The 18,447-nt window shown below is 64.6% G+C and carries 16 protein-coding genes; 11 read left to right on the top strand and 5 right to left on the bottom strand.

Annotated features, from left to right (window positions below):
• Positions 1 to 107: 107 nt before the first annotated feature.
• Positions 108 to 1,763, bottom strand: coding sequence for an electron transfer flavoprotein-ubiquinone oxidoreductase (locus tag GA645_RS18985; protein WP_256675970.1), 1,656 nt, complete (start codon positions 1,761 to 1,763; stop codon positions 108 to 110).
• 342 nt (positions 1,764 to 2,105) lie between these two features.
• Here GA645_RS18985 and GA645_RS18980 point away from each other — a divergent pair, with 342 nt between their 5' ends.
• The 3 genes from GA645_RS18980 (at position 2,106) to fabV (ending at position 5,195) form a co-directional block, all read left to right on the top strand.
• Positions 2,106 to 2,855 (top strand): electron transfer flavoprotein subunit beta/FixA family protein, encoded by a 750-nt coding sequence (locus tag GA645_RS18980; RefSeq protein ID WP_152224525.1) that lies wholly within the window; start codon positions 2,106 to 2,108, stop codon positions 2,853 to 2,855.
• Complete coding sequence (locus GA645_RS18975) at positions 2,855 to 3,784, top strand: electron transfer flavoprotein subunit alpha/FixB family protein (RefSeq protein WP_152224524.1); 930 nt, start codon at positions 2,855 to 2,857, stop codon at positions 3,782 to 3,784. The genes GA645_RS18980 and GA645_RS18975 overlap by 1 nt, the downstream gene beginning before the upstream one ends.
• Positions 3,785 to 3,998: 214 nt before the next feature.
• Positions 3,999 to 5,195 (top strand): enoyl-ACP reductase FabV, encoded by a 1,197-nt coding sequence (fabV, locus tag GA645_RS18970; RefSeq protein WP_152224523.1) that lies wholly within the window; start codon positions 3,999 to 4,001, stop codon positions 5,193 to 5,195.
• Between the two features lie 80 nt (positions 5,196 to 5,275).
• On the opposite strand, the gene GA645_RS18965 is transcribed toward fabV, so the two are convergent.
• Entirely contained in the window at positions 5,276 to 6,226 is a 951-nt protein-coding gene (locus GA645_RS18965; protein WP_152224522.1) for an alpha/beta fold hydrolase, read from the bottom strand.
• A gap of 97 nt (positions 6,227 to 6,323) precedes the next feature.
• Between GA645_RS18965 and GA645_RS18960 the strand changes: the two genes are divergently transcribed.
• From GA645_RS18960 to GA645_RS18925, 8 genes are all read left to right on the top strand, one after another.
• The gene (locus GA645_RS18960; protein ID WP_152224521.1) at positions 6,324 to 7,151 is read left to right on the top strand and encodes an ABC transporter substrate-binding protein; all 828 of its coding nucleotides are present in this window, start codon (positions 6,324 to 6,326) and stop codon (positions 7,149 to 7,151) included.
• Positions 7,152 to 7,179: 28 nt separating this feature from the next.
• Entirely contained in the window at positions 7,180 to 7,524 is a 345-nt protein-coding gene (locus GA645_RS18955) for a DUF4398 domain-containing protein (RefSeq protein ID WP_372239811.1), read from the top strand.
• Positions 7,521 to 8,333 (top strand): OmpA family protein, encoded by an 813-nt coding sequence (locus GA645_RS18950; protein WP_152224519.1) that lies wholly within the window; start codon positions 7,521 to 7,523, stop codon positions 8,331 to 8,333. Before GA645_RS18955 ends, GA645_RS18950 begins: the two co-directional genes overlap by 4 nt.
• Before the next feature lie 156 nt (positions 8,334 to 8,489).
• Complete coding sequence (locus GA645_RS18945; protein WP_152224518.1) at positions 8,490 to 9,125, top strand: response regulator transcription factor; 636 nt, start codon at positions 8,490 to 8,492, stop codon at positions 9,123 to 9,125.
• Between the two features lie 123 nt (positions 9,126 to 9,248).
• Positions 9,249 to 10,688, top strand: coding sequence for a PLP-dependent aminotransferase family protein (locus GA645_RS18940; protein ID WP_152224517.1), 1,440 nt, complete (start codon positions 9,249 to 9,251; stop codon positions 10,686 to 10,688).
• Positions 10,689 to 10,967: 279 nt separating this feature from the next.
• Positions 10,968 to 11,558: an RNA polymerase sigma factor gene (locus GA645_RS18935; protein ID WP_152228201.1), complete on the top strand. Its 591-nt coding sequence runs from the start codon at positions 10,968 to 10,970 to the stop codon at positions 11,556 to 11,558.
• The gene (locus tag GA645_RS18930; protein ID WP_152224516.1) at positions 11,555 to 12,190 is read left to right on the top strand and encodes a hypothetical protein; all 636 of its coding nucleotides are present in this window, start codon (positions 11,555 to 11,557) and stop codon (positions 12,188 to 12,190) included. The genes GA645_RS18935 and GA645_RS18930 overlap by 4 nt, the downstream gene beginning before the upstream one ends.
• A 131-nt stretch (positions 12,191 to 12,321) precedes the next feature.
• Positions 12,322 to 12,924, top strand: a complete 603-nt coding sequence (locus GA645_RS18925; RefSeq protein WP_152224515.1) for a translation initiation factor 2 — start codon at positions 12,322 to 12,324, stop codon at positions 12,922 to 12,924.
• A gap of 377 nt (positions 12,925 to 13,301) precedes the next feature.
• Here the strand turns inward: GA645_RS18925 and GA645_RS18920 are convergent, their stop codons facing one another.
• The 3 genes from GA645_RS18920 to atuF all read right to left on the bottom strand — a co-directional run bounded on the left by GA645_RS18920 (position 13,302) and on the right by atuF (position 18,395).
• Positions 13,302 to 15,128 (bottom strand): long-chain-acyl-CoA synthetase, encoded by a 1,827-nt coding sequence (locus GA645_RS18920; protein WP_152224514.1) that lies wholly within the window; start codon positions 15,126 to 15,128, stop codon positions 13,302 to 13,304.
• Between the two features lie 300 nt (positions 15,129 to 15,428).
• The gene (locus GA645_RS18915; protein WP_152224513.1) at positions 15,429 to 16,265 is read right to left on the bottom strand and encodes an NAD(P)-dependent oxidoreductase; all 837 of its coding nucleotides are present in this window, start codon (positions 16,263 to 16,265) and stop codon (positions 15,429 to 15,431) included.
• 141 nt (positions 16,266 to 16,406) lie between these two features.
• On the bottom strand, positions 16,407 to 18,395 hold the full coding sequence (atuF, locus tag GA645_RS18910; RefSeq protein WP_152224512.1) for a geranyl-CoA carboxylase subunit apha: 1,989 nt from the start codon (positions 18,393 to 18,395) through the stop codon (positions 16,407 to 16,409).
• Between the last annotated feature and the right edge of the window lie 52 nt (positions 18,396 to 18,447).

Genomic DNA, 18,447 nt, shown 5'->3' with positions numbered 1-18,447 from the left:
AACGCGTCTGGTAGTCCGGATTAAAGTTTGCTACACGCTCTCTGTTCCCGGATTGGTGCAAAAAAAAGGCTCCCGAATGGGAGCCTTTTTTCGTTACCGCCAACGCATTACATGTTGGGGTAGTTCGGACCGCCGGTACCTTCCGGTGCCACCCAGGTGATGTTCTGGGCCGGGTCCTTGATGTCGCAGGTCTTGCAGTGCACGCAGTTCTGCGCGTTGATCTGGAAGCGCTTGCTACCGTCGTCGTTGCTCACCACTTCGTACACGCCGGCCGGGCAGTAACGCTGCGCAGGCTCGTCGTAGAGCGGCAGGTTCTTCTGTACCGGGACGCTCGGGTCGGTCAGCTTCAGGTGGATCGGCTGGTCTTCCTCGTGGTTGGTGTTGGAGAGGAACACCGAGGAGAGCTTGTCGAAGCTGATCTTGCCGTCCGGCTTCGGGTAGTCGATCTTCGGCGCTTCGCTGGCCTTCTTCAGGGTTGCGTAGTCCGGAGTCGTGTCGTGCAGGGTGAACGGGATCTTGCCGCCGAAGATGTTCTGGTCGATGAAGTTGAACGCACCGCCACCGATGGCGCCGAACTTGTGCATCGCCGCGCCGAAGTTACGGCTGCGGAACAGCTCGTCGTACAGCCAGCTGCCCTTGAAGGCATCGACGTAGTTGTTCAGCACGTCGCCGCCTTCGCGGCCGGCGAACAGGGCTTCAGCCACGGATTCGGCGGCCAGCATGCCGGACTTCATGGCGGTGTGGCTGCCCTTGATCTTTGCGAAGTTCAGGGTGCCCAGGTCGCAACCGATCAGCGCGCCGCCCGGGAAGACCATCTTCGGCAGCGAGTTCAGGCCGCCCTTGCAGATGGCGCGAGCGCCGTAGGCCACGCGCTTGCCGCCTTCCAGGTACTGCTTGATCACCGGGTGGTGCTTGTAGCGCTGGAATTCGTCGAACGGCGACAGGTGCGGGTTGGTGTAGGACAGGTCGATGATCAGGCCGACCACCACCTGGTTGTTCTCCAGGTGATAGAGGAAGGAACCACCCGGGTTTTCGTCGTTCAGCGGCCAGCCGGCGGTGTGCACCACCAGGCCCTGCTCGTGCTTGGACGGGTCGATGTCCCAGATTTCCTTGATGCCGATGCCGTAGTGCTGGGCGTCGGCTTCGCTGTCGAGCTTGTACTTCTTGATCAGCTGCTTGCCGATGTGGCCACGGCAGCCTTCGGCGAACAGGGTGTACTTGGCGCGCAGTTCCATGCCGGGGGTGTAGTAACCCTCTTTCGGATTGCCTTCGCGGTCGACGCCCAGGTCACCGGTGACGATGCCGCGCACCACGCCATTTTCGTCGATCAGCGCTTCCTGGGCGGCGAAGCCCGGGTAGATCTCGACGCCCAGGCCTTCGGCCTGCTGGGCCAGCCAGCGGCACAGGTTGCCCAGGGAGATGATGTAGTTGCCTTCGTTGTGCATGGTCTTGGGCACGAAGAAGTTCGGCACCTTGGACGCCGCTTCCGGGCTCTTCAGTACATAGATGTCGTCACGCTTGACCGGGGTGTTCAGCGGCGCTTCGAGCTCTTTCCAGTTGGGGAACAGCTCGTTGAGCGCGCGCGGTTCGAACACGGCGCCGGAGAGGATGTGGGCGCCCACTTCGGAACCCTTCTCGACCACACAGACGCTGATTTCCTGACCGGCGTCGGCGGCCTTCTGCTTCAGTCGGCAGGCGGCGGACAGACCGGCAGGGCCGGCGCCGACGATGACGACGTCGAATTCCATAAATTCGCGTTCCACTATCGATCTCTCCTGAATCAAGGCTCTGGGCATTTTGTAGGTATTGGGTTGGGCGTGCCCCCACCCGGTAAGAGCGGGGCGCATTATAGCTAGACCTGTTGCTATATCTAAACCCTTTATCGAGAGCAATACAAACGTTTGTTTGAATCGCACGTAACCCTGATAGAATCGGGGTCCGCGGCTTATGAAGGGGTATTTTCGTGTATTGACCCGCCCGGTCGATGCGGTCAAGATACCTGCGGTTTTGCGGTCGCGTTGCGCTGGATGTAGTCGCAGATGGCGTGCACTACCAGCCAGGCCTGTCTGGCGACATTCCTATTCACCGGAGAAAACGAGGAATCCATGAAGGTTCTTGTAGCTGTCAAACGAGTGGTTGACTATAACGTCAAGGTCCGCGTCAAGGCGGACAACTCCGGCGTCGATCTCGCCAACGTCAAGATGTCCATGAACCCCTTCTGCGAAATCGCCGTGGAAGAGGCCGTACGCCTGAAAGAGAAAGGCGTCGTCACCGAGATCGTCGCGGTCTCCGTCGGCCCGACCGCTGCCCAGGAGCAACTGCGTACCGCGCTGGCTCTGGGTGCCGATCGCGCCATCCTCGTTGAATCCAACGAAGAACTGAGCTCCCTGGCCATCGCCAAGGCGCTGAAAGCCCTCGTCGACAAAGAGCAGCCGCAGCTGGTCATCCTCGGCAAGCAGGCCATCGACAGCGACAACAACCAGACCGGCCAGATGCTGGCTGCGCTGACCGGCTACGCTCAGGGCACCTTCGCCTCCAAGGTCGAAATCGCTGGCGACAAGGTCAATGTCACCCGTGAAATCGACGGCGGCCTGCAGACCGTTGCCCTGAACCTGCCGGCGATCGTCACCACCGACCTGCGCCTGAACGAGCCGCGCTACGCGTCGCTGCCGAACATCATGAAGGCGAAGAAGAAGCCGCTGGACGTGGTGACCCCGGACGCCCTGGGCGTTTCCACCGCTTCCACCGTGAAGACCGTGAAAGTCGAAGCTCCGGCTGCCCGTAGCGCTGGCGTCAAGGTCAAGTCCGTTGCCGAACTGGTCGAGAAACTGAAGAACGAGGCGAAAGTAATCTGATGGCTATCCTGGTAATCGCTGAGCACAACAACGGCGCACTGGGCGCTGCCACCCTGAACACCGTCGCTGCCGCGCAGAAGATCGGTGGTGACATCGCCGTCCTGGTCGCTGGCCAGAACGTCGGTGGCGTGGCCGAAGCCGCTGCCAAGATCGCAGGCGTATCCAAGGTGCTGGTCGCCGACAACGCCGCCTACGCTCACCAGCTGCCGGAAAACGTCGCTCCGCTGATCGCTGAGCTGGGCAAGGGCTACAGCCACGTGCTGGCTCCGGCCACCACCAACGGCAAGAACTTCCTGCCGCGCGTTGCCGCCCTGCTGGATGTCGACCAGATCTCCGAGATCATCGAAGTCGTCAGCGCTGACACCTTCAAGCGCCCGATCTATGCCGGTAACGCCATCGCTACCGTGCAGTCCTCGGCTGCCGTCAAGGTCATCACCGTACGTGGCACCGGCTTCGACGCCGTTGCTGCCGAAGGTGGCTCCGCCGCTGTCGAGCAGGTTTCCGGCCCGGCCGATGCCGGCAAGTCCGCCTTCGTTGGCGAAGAACTGGCCAAGTCCGATCGTCCGGAACTGACCGCTGCCAAGATCGTCGTTTCCGGCGGCCGTGGCATGGGCAACGGCGACAACTTCAAGATCCTCTACGCCCTGGCCGACAAGCTGGGCGCCGCGGTCGGCGCTTCCCGCGCCGCGGTCGACGCCGGCTTCGTGCCGAACGACATGCAGGTCGGCCAGACCGGCAAGATCGTTGCACCGCAGCTGTACATCGCGGTCGGCATCTCCGGTGCCATCCAGCACCTGGCGGGCATGAAGGACTCCAAGGTCATCGTTGCGATCAACAAGGACGAAGAGGCGCCGATCTTCCAGGTTGCCGACTACGGCCTGGTCGCTGACCTGTTCGAAGCCGTACCGGAGCTGGAAAAGGCCGTCTGAGCCTGATCCGCTTGTTGAAGGAACCCGCCCTCGTGGCGGGTTCTTTCATTTCAGGTCCCTGATTTTCCTCGGGAAATGGTCATTTCGCGGCACTGATGACCCATTGGTCACGAATCTTCGCCGATAAGTCCACGGGCGAAGGTGTCTCATCTACAATGCGCGACGTCTCCAGTTCCTGAATGTGTTTAAACGACACCTGGCTACCGAGGTTTTCATGATCATCAAACCGCGCGTGCGTGGCTTCATCTGCGTCACTACCCACCCGACCGGCTGTGAAGCCAACGTCAAGGAACAGATCGAGTACGTCGAGGCGCATGGCCCCATCGCCAACGGTCCGAAGAAGGTCCTGGTGATCGGTTCGTCCACCGGCTACGGCCTGGCCGCGCGCATCAGCGCCGCCTTCGGCGCCGGCGCCGACACCCTGGGCGTGTTCTTCGAGCGTCCGGGCAGCGAGACCAAGGCGGGCACCGCCGGCTGGTACAACTCCGCTGCCTTCGAGAAGTTCGCCAAGGCCAAGGGCCTGTATGCGCGCAGCATCAACGGCGACGCCTTCTCCGATGAAGTGAAGCAAGTCACCATCGACACCATCAAGCAGGACCTGGGCAAGGTCGACCTGGTGGTCTACAGCCTGGCTGCTCCGCGCCGCACCCACCCGAAGACCGGCGAGGTCTTCAACTCCGTGCTCAAGCCGGTCGGCAAGACCGTCAACTTCCGTGGTCTGGACACCGACAAGGAAGTGATCAAGGAAAGCGTGATGGAGCCGGCCACTGCCGAGGAAATCGCCAACACCGTGGCGGTGATGGGCGGTGAAGACTGGCAGATGTGGATCGACGCCCTGCAGGAAGCCGGTGTGCTGGCCGATGGCGCCAAGACCACCGCCTTCACCTACCTGGGCGAAGAGATCACCCACGACCTGTACTGGAACGGCTCCATCGGCGCCGCCAAGAAGGACCTGGACCAGAAAGTCCTGGGCATTCGCGAGAAACTGGCCGCTACTGGTGGCGACGCCCGTGTTTCCGTGCTGAAGGCCGTGGTCACCCAGGCCAGTTCGGCCATCCCGATGATGCCGCTGTACCTGTCGCTGTTGTTCAAGGTGATGAAGGAGAAGGGCACCCACGAAGGCTGCATCGAGCAGGTCGACGGCCTGTTCCGCGAAAGCCTGTACGGCGCCGAACCGCATCTGGACGCCGACGGCCGCCTGCGCGCCGACTACAAGGAACTGCAGCCGGATGTGCAGGACACCGTGAAGAACCTGTGGGACAAGGTGACCAACGAGAACCTGTACCAGCTGACCGACTTCACCGGCTACAAGACCGAGTTCCTGCGCCTGTTCGGCTTCGAGATCGCCGGCGTGGACTACGAGCAGGACGTCAATCCAGACGTGCAGATTCCCAATCTGATCCAGCTCTGAGGAAGAGGGCCGGCCGCGTGCCGGACCTTCGGCTCAAGCAGAAACGGCGCCCTGGGCGCCGTTTCTGTTTTTCGGGTCGTTCAGTTCGCCGCAGTGGCTGGCGCCTGGCTCTGCCGGAGGAAGTCCAGATACAGCTGGGCGGTTTCTTCCGGCCGCTCGATCATCGGCGCATGGCCGCAGTCGCGGAGGATGGCTACGCTGGGTTTCTTCAACAGCGGTTTCATCACATCGATGCTGGAGATGTCCAGCACCCGGTCGCGATCACCCCACAGCAGCAGAGTCGGCGCGGTGATCTTCGGCAGTTCCGGTTCCAGCGGGATATAGCGTTCGCGCAGTTGCTGGAAAACGCGGTTGTTGAAGGCGCTACGCTCCAGCGAGCGCTCCGCCAGGTAGTGTTCCAGTCGTGAGGGCATCGGCGGTTTTTGTACGAACACGAAGTCGAGCAGGGCGGGGAAGTCGTCTACCGAGCGCAGCACCAGCGGGTTGTCTTCACCCTTGCTCAGGCGCTGGAACAGTTCGCTCTGATGAGGCGACACGATCCCGGCGTTATCGAACAGGCCGACCGACAGCACCTCGTTCGGGTGGCGTGCGGCGAGCAGGGCGGCGATGTGCCCGCCCATGGAGTTGCCGACCACATGGAAGCGGCCGATGCCCAGTTCGCGCATGAAGTCCGCCAGACGTTCGGCCTGGGTGCCGACGTCGTAGCTGATGTTCGCGGGCCGACTGCTTTCGCCGAAGCCCGGAAGGTCCAGGGCGATGACGTGGTAGCGATCGGTGAGGAAGCGGGCGAAGCGCAGCCAGTTGCTCTTGTCGGCGCCGAAACCGTGGACCAGTAGAACGGTCTGTGCCTTGTCCGGGCCACCCTCGTAGTAGCGGATGTCGAGGTTGTCCACGGCAAGGCTGCGTTCGCTCAGGCCCGCGCGGCTGCTCTCGGCGAACTGCGCGGTAGCCAGCAGCGTGGAGGGAAAGACGTAGAGCACGCCCGCCGTGGCGGCGAGCAGCAGTACAAGGAACAGAAGGGCTTTCTTCATGAGAAGTCCTTATTACCAAATCGGGATGGTGTGATTTACGCTAGCATTTTGCAGGTCTAAGCATGACTGTTCTTACTTCCGGTGAGCGAGATTGACGATGCCTCAATGCTCCACAATGCTGCGTGCAGCGCTTTTGCTGGCGACCTTTTCAGTGTCCCTGGCCGGCTTTGCCGCAGGCAAGTGTGAGCGCCTGGTCGCCACCGGCAACCCGGAATACCCACCCTATCTGTGGCGCGACCCGATGAAGCCCGAGCGCCTGATCGGCGCCAATGCCGACCTGCTGGAAGAGATCGGCAAGGCCATCGGCGTGGATATCCGGGTGATTTATACCGGCTCCTGGGCGCGGGCGCAGGAGGAGGCGCGGCTCGGTCGCGTCGACCTGATCGCCGGCGCCTTCCTCACTCCGGCGCGGATGGAGACCATGGACTACGTCCATCCGGCCTTCCTGACGACCGACAGCGTGGTCTGGACGCGCAAGGACACCAGCATCCCCTTTACGCACTGGGAGGATCTGCGCGGCCTGAAGGGCGGCACGCTGGTGAACAACAGTTTCGGTGCGCAATTCGACAGCTTCGCCAAGCAGCAACTGACCCTGGAAGAGGTGCCTAGCCTGACCCAGGCCTTCCAGAAGCTGCTGCTCAAGCGTTCCGATTATGTGATCTATGAGCACTATCCCGGCCTTGCGGTGGCCGCTACCCTCGGCATGGTCGACGACCTGCAGCCGCTGGAGCCGCCGGTCTCCAGCGAAGGGTTGTACCTGACCCTGTCGCACAACTCGGCCTGCAACGATCCGTGGCTGCGCGGACAACTGGCGAAAAAAATGACAGAATTGACGGCCGCCGGAGTCCCGCAGCGCCTGCTGCAGGACAACCTGGCCCGCTGGAAGGGGCAGCAGTTGCAGCCCGCCAGCACTCCCACCCAGTAGGACAACAGATTTCGTGATCAATCGACGGATGATGGCCGCCGGTCTGGCTCTTATTGCCCTGGCCGGTTGTGCAACGAATGACCCGGCACCCACCGAGCAGATGCGCCTCACCGAACAGGCGCTGGAACAGGCCAAGGCCGTGGGCGCGACGGACGACGTAGCCGAGCTGAAGCTCGCCGAGGACAAATACCAGGCCGCCAAGGGTGCTCTGGCGGTGGCGTCGAACAAGAAGGCGCGGCAGCTTGCCGAGCAGGCCGAACTCGATGCCCGTCTCGCCGAGGCCAAGGTGCTGACGCGCAAGAGCGCGGATCAGTTGGCCGATCAGAGCAAGAGCATCAATCGCCTGCGTAAACAGTTGGGAGAAGCACAATGACTTCGCTGCAACTGTTGCGCTTCGTGGCACTGGGCTTCGTGGTCGCCCTGGCGGGCTGCGCCAACAGCCAGTTGAGCGAAAAATCCCTGGAACAGGCGCGCAGCCAGTTCCAGGCGGTGAAGGAAGACTCGTCGGTGCTGCGCAGCGCGCCAAAGGATGTGATCCGTGCCGGAGAGTCGCTGGCGCGTGCCGAGCGCCTGTCCAGCTACTGGGGCAGCAACGACGATGTGCTGCAGTACGCCTACCTGAGTCAGCGCTATAGCGAGATCGCCCGCGAGCACAGCAACTACGCGCTGAACCAGGAGCGCCTGGCCAAGCAGCAGCTCGAGCGCGAGCGCCTGCAGTTGGCCATGCGTGAAGCTCGCCTGCTCAATGTGCAGGAGCAGAACAAGTGGCTGGAGCAGCAGATGGTCAGCCTGGCCACCAACGAAACCGAGCGCGGCCTCGTGCTGACCCTGGGTGACGTGCTGTTCGACAGCGGCGAGGCGGATCTCAAACCCGCGGCCAACCGCACCGTGCTCAAGGTGGTGCAGTTCCTCCAGCTCAATCCGCGCCGGGTGCTCCGCATCGAAGGCTATACCGACAGCAACGGCGACCGGGAGCAGAACCTGCAACTGTCCAAGGACCGCGCGCAGGCGGTGGCCGACGCACTGTCCGATCTGGGAATCGACGCCAAGCGCATCCAGGTGCAGGGGTATGGCGAGACCTATCCGGTTTCGGACAATGCCTCGTCGCTGGGCCGCGCGCAGAATCGCCGGGTCGAGATCGTCTTCTCGGACGAAAAAGGCCAGTTGGGCGCCGAACGCTGATTTCACTCGGTTACATCGGGTTGCAAATGAAGCCCCGGAGCGCCCCGCTCCGGGGCTTTTTGCATGGCTATCTCGAATTTGTTCGAGGGTGGCGTTGGAGAAAATGAACTCATGCGACTAATCCCCATGCTGGGGAACCACCAGCGAGAGACGTAAATGCTGTCCGAGAAAAAGACCCTGAACGTAATCGTGGCCGATCCCCAACCGATGATTGGCTGGGGGCTGGAACATTTTCTGGCCGACCACTGCGATGCTCAGGTGAACGCCTATGTCAGCGACACGGAGAGTCTGCTGACTGCTTTGAGCGAATGGACCGATACCGACCTGCTGATCATGGAGATGGCCTTGCCGGGCGAGCGGGGGCGCGATGGCGTACACCTGATAGAATGGCTGCGCCGTCACTATCCCAATGTGCAGATACTGGTGTACTCGCTGCTCGGCGCCCCGCTGATGGCGGCGTCGGTGGTGAAGTGCGGCGCGCTGGGCTACGTCTGCAAGCGCAGCGCCCTGAGCGTGCTCACCGATGCAATACAGCGCGTGCGCCGTGGCGACACCTTCATCGACCCGACCCTGCGCCAGCCGCGCCACACCGGGCGGCCGTTGAGCCCCACCGAAATGGACATCATCCGCCGCCTGGCCCATGGCGCCACCGTTGGCGAGATCGCCGAGCGCACCAACCGCAGCGTCTCGACCATCAGTACCCACAAGCGCAACGCCATGCAGAAGCTCGGCCTGACCAGCGATGCCCAACTGGTCGCCTTTGGCGTACTGGACTGGCTCGGCGAGGTCTGACGCAGCACGCCACACGCGGCGCTGGTAAGCGGGAACTGTAACGCGCACAATCCCTGTCACTGTTCTGGAACAGTTGCGGCTTTTTAGCTACTGTTTCGGTCCAATGACCGAGGGATGGCCGTCATGTCCAATCTGCTTCTGTACCAGCGCATCGCCCAGCAACTGGCCGAAGACATCCGTCGTGGTGTCTACCAGCCGGGCGAGCGCGTGCCGTCCGTGCGCAAGCTGAGCACCCAGCTCAACGTCAGCCACGCCACGGTATTGCAGGCCTATGCCACCCTCGAAGACCAGGGGCTGATTCGCGCACGTCCGCAGTCCGGCTACTACGTGCACCGCACGCCAGCGCTGACCGCTTCGACCCCGGATATCGCCCGGGTCGAGCGCCCTGGCCTGGTCACCCGCAGCAGCATCATCAACCAGGTGCTCGCCGAGGCGCGCCGCGAGGGCGTGTTCCCGCTGGGCGCCGCGGTGCCGCACGTGGATTACCTCCCGGTCCGCGCGCTGCACCAACAGTTGGCCAAGGTCACCCGCTTTTCCAGCCCGCGCGCCTTCAGCTACATGTTCAGTCCCGGCTACGAACCGCTGCGCCGCCAGGTGGCGATCCGCATGCGCGATGCCGGCGTGGTGGTCGATCCGACCCAGGTGACCATCACCCATGGCTGCGTGGATGCCATCCACATGGCGCTGCGGGTGATGACCCGTCCGGGAGACCTGATCGCCACCGAATCGCCGAGTTACTACGGCCTGCTGCAACTGGCCGATATCCTGGGCCTCAAGGTCATCGAGATTCCCAGCGACCCGCTCACCGGGATCAGCCTGGAGGCCCTGCAGCTGGCCGCCAACCAGTGGTCGATCAAGGCGCTGGTGCTGACCCCGCGCCTGAGCAACCCGCTGGGCGGCACCATCCCGGAGGAGCGCCAGAAGCAGCTGCTCAAGCTCACCGCCGAGCACAACATCGGGGTGATCGAGGACGACATCTACGGCGAGCTGATGTTCGACCAGGGGCAGACCAAGGCACTCAAGGCCCACGACCGTGATGGCCGGGTGGTGTACTGCTCCAGTTTCTCCAAGACCATTTCCCCCGGCGTGCGTATCGGCTGGATCATCACCGAGCGCTACCAGGAAGAAATCCGCCGCCTGCAGACCTTCACCACCCATTCGGCGTGCACCGTCACCCAGATGGGCGTGGCGGCCTACCTGGAGAACGGCGGCTACGACCGGCACCTGCGCTACATCCGCCAGGAGTACCGCAAGAACATGACCGCCTACCAGCTGGCGGTGCAGCAGTACTTCCCCGAAGGCACGCAGATGACCCGGCCCAAGGGCGGCTTCATCCTCTGGGTCAGCCTGCCGGCCAAGGTGAACACCAAGGAGCTGCACGTGCGCGCGCTGGAGCAGGGCATCAGCATCGCACCGGGGCTGATCTTCAGTAACACCGAGCAGTTCAACAACTGCCTGCGCCTGACCTGCGGCATTCCGTGGGACCGCGAGGCGGAGCGGGCGATCATGACCCTCGGCATGCTGGCCTGCCAGTTGTGCCAGGAAGGGCTGATCGCGGCCTGATTCGTAGGAGCGGACTTTGTCCGCGATGGTATCCGGCGCGATGCGGACCTATCGCGGACGGAGTCCGCTCCTACATCAATGCTTATCGACGGTTAACCCGTTTACCTGTGTCGTCTCGTCCAAGGGTACTGATCCCTCGACGAGGCCGCCGCCGTGCCACTCGCCACGCCCGAACTCGTGCCCGCCAGCCACGGCGCTACACCGGCGCCGGCAGCATCGGCGATACTCGGTCGCTGGCGCAGCGCCAGCCGACACCCGCACCGCTACGGATCGAGAGAGTTGAAGATATCCCTCAAGGATGAAAACGACGCCGCGCTGCTGCGGCGTTACCGACAAGGCGACGCCGAGGCCTTTGCCGAGCTCTATGCTCGCCATCGCCTCGGCCTGTTCCGTTTCCTCTGCGGTCTGTGCGGCGACCACGGCCTGGCCGAAGAGGTGTTCCAGGAAACCTGGCTGAGCCTGGTCCGCAGTGACAGCCAGCCGGGCGCGGCCAGCTTCAAGACCTGGCTGTACCAGATTGGCCGCAACCGGCTGATCGACCACTGGCGCAAGCTGGGCCGGCACCAGGGGCGCCAGGAGAGCTTCGAGGAACAGCTGCACGGCGACGCGCTGCCCGGCGAGGGCGAAGACCCTGAGCGCGAACTGTTCCTCAGCCGCGACCAGCAGCGCCTGCAGGGCGCACTGGAGGCGCTGCCGGAGGAGCAGCGCGAGGTGTTCCTGCTACGCGCCCACGGCGACCTGGAACTCAACGAGATTGCCGAGCTGACGCGTACCCCGGCCGAAACGGTGAAGAGCCGGCTGCGCTACGCGTTGCAGAAATTGCGCCGGTTGCTGTCCGACCCGGCGGCGACCGAGGAGGTGAGCCCATGAACCGCGATCCGCACGAGCAGCAGCTGCTCGAGCACTACCGCCGGCACAGCGATGAGCAGCCGTCGGCGCAGCTGGACGCGCGCATCCTGGCCGCCGCTCGCGCCGCTGTTCAGGAGCAGAAGCCCAGCTTCGGCGAACGCTTGCGCCACTGGCTGCTGGGCACCGGCAGCCGCCAGCGCTGGGGCGTTGCCGTGGCTGGTCTGGCGACCCTGGGTATCGGCTTGAGCCTGACCCTGCGCAGTTTCGATGAAGCCCCCGAGCGGTTCGATGCCCCCGTCGCCCCGGCGATGATGCGTGCGGCGCCAGCACCGGCACCGGCCATGGCTCCCGCTGCGCCGCTCGCCGCCGAGCCGGCGGAGGCCAAGCGCAAGGTCGAGTCCGTCACCGAACGGCCGTCTGCGGCGCCACCCGCAGCGAAGGTGGCCGGCGCGTTGGCGGAAGAGGCCGCGCCAGCGGCCCGGATGGCCGATGCACTGGCCCCGGAAGAACCCCAGGCCAGTCTGCTGCGCCTGCGTGCACTACAGCAGCAAGGGCGGGAGGCTGACGCTCGCGAGCTGCGCCAGGCCTTGCAACGGCAATTCCCGAAGCTGGATATCGACGCCGCGCTGAACGCCTTGCCACCCAAGCCTTGACTGATGACAGGCCGCCGAAGGGCGGCCTCTGACAGGCTCCTGGGGTAACGGTAAAACCTTGTGGTAACTGGCCTCTTGCCATAGCGCTCGACTCGCGCCAGCATTGCGCGTTTTTTTCCGCCTGCACGATCATGACACCCAGCCGAATCCTTCTTGCCGCCTGCCTGACCCTCTTGCTTGCCGCCTGTGGCGACGAGCACAAGGACAAGGCTCCGAGCCCGTCGCCCGCGCAGTCCGCAGGCGAGCCGGCGCCTGCCTCCACGCCGGCGCCGAAGCCGTCGGCTGAGCAGCCGCGCGAGTCGGAAGCGGCACCGGCTGCGGCCGAGCCGGTAGCATCCGCCAAGGCGCCAGCCGTGGAAGCGGCGACCAAGCCTGAAGCGAAAGCGCCCACCAAGTCGAAATCCGAGTCTGAACACGGGGACAAGACCGAGCCGAAGGCGCGGGCGGCAAAGAAGGCGGCGCTCGATCCCGTCGTCAAGCAGCCGCTGCCACCCGTGAAACTGGACCTGCGCCTACCCAAGGACCTGGTGCAACAGTTGCAACCGGACAAGCCGGTACCGGAACTGGAAGAGAAGCCGCTGTTGCCGCCGATGTTCGTTGAAAAGTCCGGCCAGAGCCCGTTCCAGGTAGGGGGGCGGTTGATCCAGCGCGAACACAACGAGCGCGAGCCCAGCGATGAGAGCTGGCACTCGGATATCCGCGGCGCAGAGCTGCAGTTCCAGTTCCGCAACTGATCACCATGCCGCGCCTCCTGTAGGCGCGGGCCATGCGCGCGATTCGAGGGCATGGCCCGCTTTTGCATTGTTTCTGGGTGATACCCCTTCGGGCCAGCGCAAGCGCTGTTCGCGATGGAGCCGCGTCCCGCGTTCGCGGGGATGACTCGTGAGAAGAGTGGTGCATAACACCGTCATTCCCGCGGACGCGGGAGCCCAAAAGACAATTGCTCCTACAGTGGGGGGCGTATGGCATTCGACGCCATACGCCATACGCCATACGCCATACGCCATTTGGCCATGGAGGCAGAGCATTCCGAGCCTGATCATGGCGCTGACAATAAGCACGGTGTATCGGCGTACAACCGCGAACGCTTGTACGCCCTACGGTGCGAATGTCAGAACCGGTGCTCGCCGCGCCGGATCGCCTCGAACAGTCCGCCGTCCATTTCCCGGTAGCTCGTCTCGCCGGGCAGGCGTACGAACAGGGTTTCGTTCACCTGCTCCGGGTCATAGGCGCTGCGCTTGAGGTCGGTCTTCTTGTACTTGAAGGTCCCGGTGGTCTCGACCTGCTGCAACAGACGCAGGAACAGCGGAACGGCGTAGGCCGGCAGTTCGCGGTCCAGGTGTTCGGCCAACTGCGTGCCATCCAGGCTGGCGCCATCGCGCAGGCGCAGCGCGGCCATCCCGCAGCGGCCGTTGGTGCCGGGAATCTCCACCCCGTAAACCACGGCATCTTCCACAACCGGGAAGGCGCCCAGGGCGTTTTCCACCTCGGTGGTCGAGACGTTTTCGCCCTTCCAGCGGAAGGTGTCGCCCAGGCGGTCGACAAACTGGGTGTGCTTGAAGCCGATATCGCGCATCAGGTCGCCGGTGTTGAACCAGGCGTCACCCTTCTTGAACACGTCACGGAAGATCGCCGCCTCGCTCTTGGACGGGTCGGTGTAGCCGTCGAACGGCCATTTGTCGCTGATCTCGCTGATCAGCAGGCCCGCCTCGCCCTTGTCGACCTTCTCCATGAAGCCCTTGGCGCCACGCACCGGCTGGTCGTTCTCCAGGTCATAACGGACGATGGCGTAGGCGGCGGGCGAGAAGCCCACGGTGTTGTCGAAGTTGAAGACATTGGTGAAGCCGATGTTGCCTTCGCTGGAGGCGTAGAACTCGGTAATCCGCTCGATGCCGAAGCGCGCCTTGAACTCGTTCCAGATCGATGGACGCAGGCCGTTGCCGATCATGCAGGTCAGGCTGTTGCCGCGTTCCTCCGCACATTCCGGCTGGTTGAGCAGGTAGCGGCAAAGCTCGCCGATATAGCCGAAGCAGGTTGCCTGGTAAGTCTTCACGTCCTTCCAGAAGGCGCTGGCGGAGAACCGGCGGCGCAGGGCGATGGCCGCGCCGCCGGCCAGCGCCGCGCTCCAGCACACGGTGACGGCGTTGTTGTGGTAACAGGGCAGGGTCAGGTAGAGCACGTCGCTGGTGGTCAGGCCAAGTCCGGAATGGCCGAAACCGCCATAGGCCTTGATCCACTTGCCGTGGCTCATGATCGACGCCTTGGGCAGGCCGGTGGTGCCGGAGGTGTAGATGTAGAAGCAGGCATCCTTGAGGCGTACCTGGGCGGTTTCCGCTAGGTTGGTCGAGCTCTGCTCCTGGGCCAGGCGCATCAGGTTGTGCCAGCCTACCGGGGGCTGGCTGGGCTCGCTCAGGGTGTCGCCATCGGCCACCCAGTAGCAGCGGCCGCCGCTGTTCTCCAGCACCGGACGGACATCCTCGAACGCTTCCCGCAGCTCCTCGCCGACCACGAAGTGGCTGGGCTTTACCAGATTCAGGCTATGGCTGAGCACCTGGCCGCGCTGGGTCGTGTTGACCAGAGCACCGATGGCGCCGAGCTTGGCCAGCGCAGCGAGAACCACCATCAGCTCGGCGCGGTTCTCCAGCATCACCGCGACCACGCTGGCGTGGCCCACGCCCTCAGACTGGAAGGCCCGCGCCAGGCGGTTGGCCCAGCCGTTGAAGAGGGCGTAGGAGAGGCGCCGGCGTTCGTCGATCAGCGCCGGGCTGTCCGGATAGAGGCGCGCTGCGCGCTCCAGCGCCCAGCCTAGCGAAAGGTTCTTCTCGCGGTTGCGGATGCCGGTGTAGTACAGCCCGCGCAGCATGCGCGGCACGCGGCCGAGGGTGGCCGGCAGGTGGGCCAGGAAGCGGGTCGGGGTGATCAGATCGGCGTGGGTCATTGACGCGTGCCCTTGTTGTCATTGTTGTCCGTGGCGTGCAGACGTTGCTGCGCGACTCTAGGCCGCTGCCTGGCTACCGGCTATGGCCCTTGCGCGCGCGGCGCAGGGCAGATCGGCAAACACGCCGGCGGGCGATCATCGCAGTCTAGGAGGGGATGGCCGGACGGCCAGGCAGGGATTGTGTCGATTGGTAAACGCAGTGGGCGCCGTCCGTAGGATGGGTGCAGCGGAACGATACCCATGGCGCAATCGATGGGTATCGCAGGCTCCACCCATCCTACGGGGTGCGAGGTCATGGATTCAGTCGAGGAACAGGTCGGGCACCAGGCTGCCGCCGGCTGGATCGTAGCGGTACTGGTCGAAGTCGGTCTGGCCCTGCTCGCGGAGGATCTCCTCGTCGATCAGCAGGCGACCGCTGATGCTGCGGCCAGTGCTGGAGAGGATCGCGTAGGCCGCATCGGCCATGATCGCCGGGGTACGCGCGCGCTTGAAGGCGTCGCGGCTGCCCAGTTCGAACTCGATGGCGGCGGTGGCGATCATGGTCTGCGGCCACAGTGAGTTGACGCTGATGCCGTAGCGCTTGAACTCCTCGTGCATCCCCAGGGTGAGCATGCTCATGCCGTACTTGGTGACGGTGTAAGGGCCGTGCTGGGCGAACCATTTGTTGGCGATGTTCAGCGGCGGCGACAGGCTGAGGATGTGGCCCTGGCTCTGCTTCAGGTAGGGCAGCGCGGCCTGGCTGCAGACCATCACGGCGCGGGTGTTGATCTGGTACATCAGGTCGAAGCGCTTGGGCTCCAGGCGTTCCACGCCGACCAGCTTGATGGCGCCGGCATTGTTCACCACGGCGTCGATGCCGCCGAAATGCTCGGCCGCGCGAGCCATGGCTTCGCGCACGGCATTCTCGTCGCGCACGTCCAGTTGCAGGGCCAGCGCCTTGCCGCCCGCCGCCTCGACTTCCGCGGCGACGCTGAAGATGGTGCCTTCGAGCTTCGGATGGGGCTCGGCGCTCTTGGCGGCGATGACGATGTTGGCGCCGTCGCGCGCGGCGCGCAGGGCGATCTCGCGGCCGATGCCACGGCTGGCGCCGGTGACGAAGAGGGTTTTGCCGGCCAGGTTGTTAATGGAAAGGGACATGGTTGGGGCTCCGTGTTCTTGTTGTCTTGTTCGGGCGCAATTTTTTGGGGCTGGGTAGGATGGGTAGAGCAGAGCGAAACCCATCATTTCCGCGCACCGACAGCATGGGTTTCGCTGCGCTCTACCCATCCTACGGGCGGTTCAGGCGTCTTCGGCCGCGACCTCCACCAGCAACTGCCGGGATTTCACCTGCTCGCCCTTGATCACCTGCACGCGGCGGATAACGCCGTCGACGCCGGCCTTGAGCGGGTGCTCCATCTTCATCGCTTCCAGCACCAGCAGCAGCTGGCCCTTGCTGACCCGCGCGCCTTCGGCCACCAGTACGTCGACGATGGCGCCATCCATCGGCGCCTTCACCGTGCCGGAGCCCGCGCCAGCGGCGGCGCCGGCCGGCTCGTGGGTGACGTCCAGCAGCTCCAGGTTACCGTCTGCGCCGTACAGCCACAGGCGCGTGCCATCGCGGTGGAAGGGCAGGCGACGGCGCACACCGTCGGCTTCGAGGATCGCGTCGCCGTTCTCCTCGCCGAGCAGACGCAGATTCATCTCCGTTTCACCGATGCGCGCCAGCAGCGTCGGCTGGGTGCCGTGCTCGCGGACCTCCAGTTCGACGACGAATTTCTCCTCGCCATGCTTGAGCGCGAAACGCCACGGCGCGCTGCCCGCGTTGCGCCAGCCGGATAGGCCGGGTTGGTGCGCGCGGGTCTCGGCCGAGGCCTGGTAGAGCAGGGCGGCGGCGCAGGCCAGTTCCAGCGCCTGCGGCTGGTGCGGGGCCAGGCTCGGGTCGCCGGCGAACTGCTCGCCGATGAGCGCGGTGGTGGCCTTGCCGGCGGCGAATTCCGGGTGCTTGAGCAGGTTGGCGAGGAAGCGCTGGTTGCCGGTCACGCCCAGCAGGACGCAGTCCTCCACCGCGCGCACCAGCTTGCGCCGGGCCTCGTCGCGGGTGGCGCCGTAGGCGATGACCTTGGCCAGCATCGGGTCGTAGAACGGCGTCACCGGCTGGCCTTCGCGCAGGCCATGGTCGATGCGGATGCCATCCAGCTGCGGCGGTGTCCAGCGCAGCACCTGGCCGGTCTGCGGGAGGAAGCCGTGGCCGGCGTCTTCGGCGTACAGGCGCACTTCGATGGCGTGGCCCTTGAGCTGGATCTGCTCCTGGGTCAGCGGCAGCGGATGGCCTTCGGCGACGCGGATCTGCCAGGCCACCAGGTCCTGGCCGGTGACCAGCTCGGTGACCGGGTGCTCCACCTGCAGGCGGGTGTTCATTTCCAGGAAGTAGAAGGCGCCACTGGCGTCCAGCAGAAACTCCACGGTGCCGGCGCCCTGGTAGTTCACCGACGCGGCGGCCTTCACCGCGGCCGCGCCCATGGCAGCGCGCAGTTCCTCGGTGAGCACCGGGCAGGGCGCTTCCTCGATGACCTTCTGGTGGCGGCGCTGCACCGAGCAATCGCGCTCGCCGAGGTAGACGATGTTGCCGTGGCTGTCGCCGAACACCTGGATTTCCACGTGACGCGGCTGCACCACGGCTTTCTCCAGGATCAGCTCGCCACTGCCGAAGGCGTTCTGCGCTTCCGAGCGCGCGGTGCGCAGTTGCTCGGCGAGGTCTTCGCTGCGGGTCACCAGGCGCATGCCGCGCCCGCCACCGCCGGCGCTGGCCTTGATCATCAGCGGGTAGCCGATGCGCTGCGCTTCGCGGGTGAGCGTGGCGTCGTCCTGCTCCGCGCCTTCGTAACCAGGGATGCAGGGCACGCCGGCTTCGAGCATGGCGATCTTTGACAGGCGCTTGCTGCCCATCAGGTGGATGGCTTCAACCCCGGGGCCGATGAATACGATGCCAACGGCTTCGCAGGCGCGGGCGAAGTCGGCGTTCTCCGAGAGGAAGCCGTAGCCGGGGTGGACCGCGCCGGCGCCGGTGCGCTTCGCAGCATCGAGTATCGCTTCCGGTTTCAGGTAGGACTGGCCCACCGGTGCCGGGCCGATGCACACGGCTTCGTCGGCCAGCTGCACATGGCGGGCGTTGGCGTCGGCCTCGCTGTACACGGCCACGGTGCGGTAGCCCAGGTCGTGGGCGGTGCGGATCACCCGGCAGGCGATCTCGCCACGGTTGGCGATGAGGATCTTGTCGAAGGCGGGCATCTGGGTGCTCCTGCTTGTCTGGCTGCGTCTGGGGTGTTTCTGGGTTCCCGCG

Origin of the sequence: Pseudomonas sp. SCB32, assembly GCF_009189165.1 — a bacterium.
Lineage (GTDB): Bacteria > Pseudomonadota > Gammaproteobacteria > Pseudomonadales > Pseudomonadaceae > Pseudomonas.
Note: the sequence above shows the minus strand (reverse complement) of the source record. Positions and strands in the feature narration are given on the sequence as shown.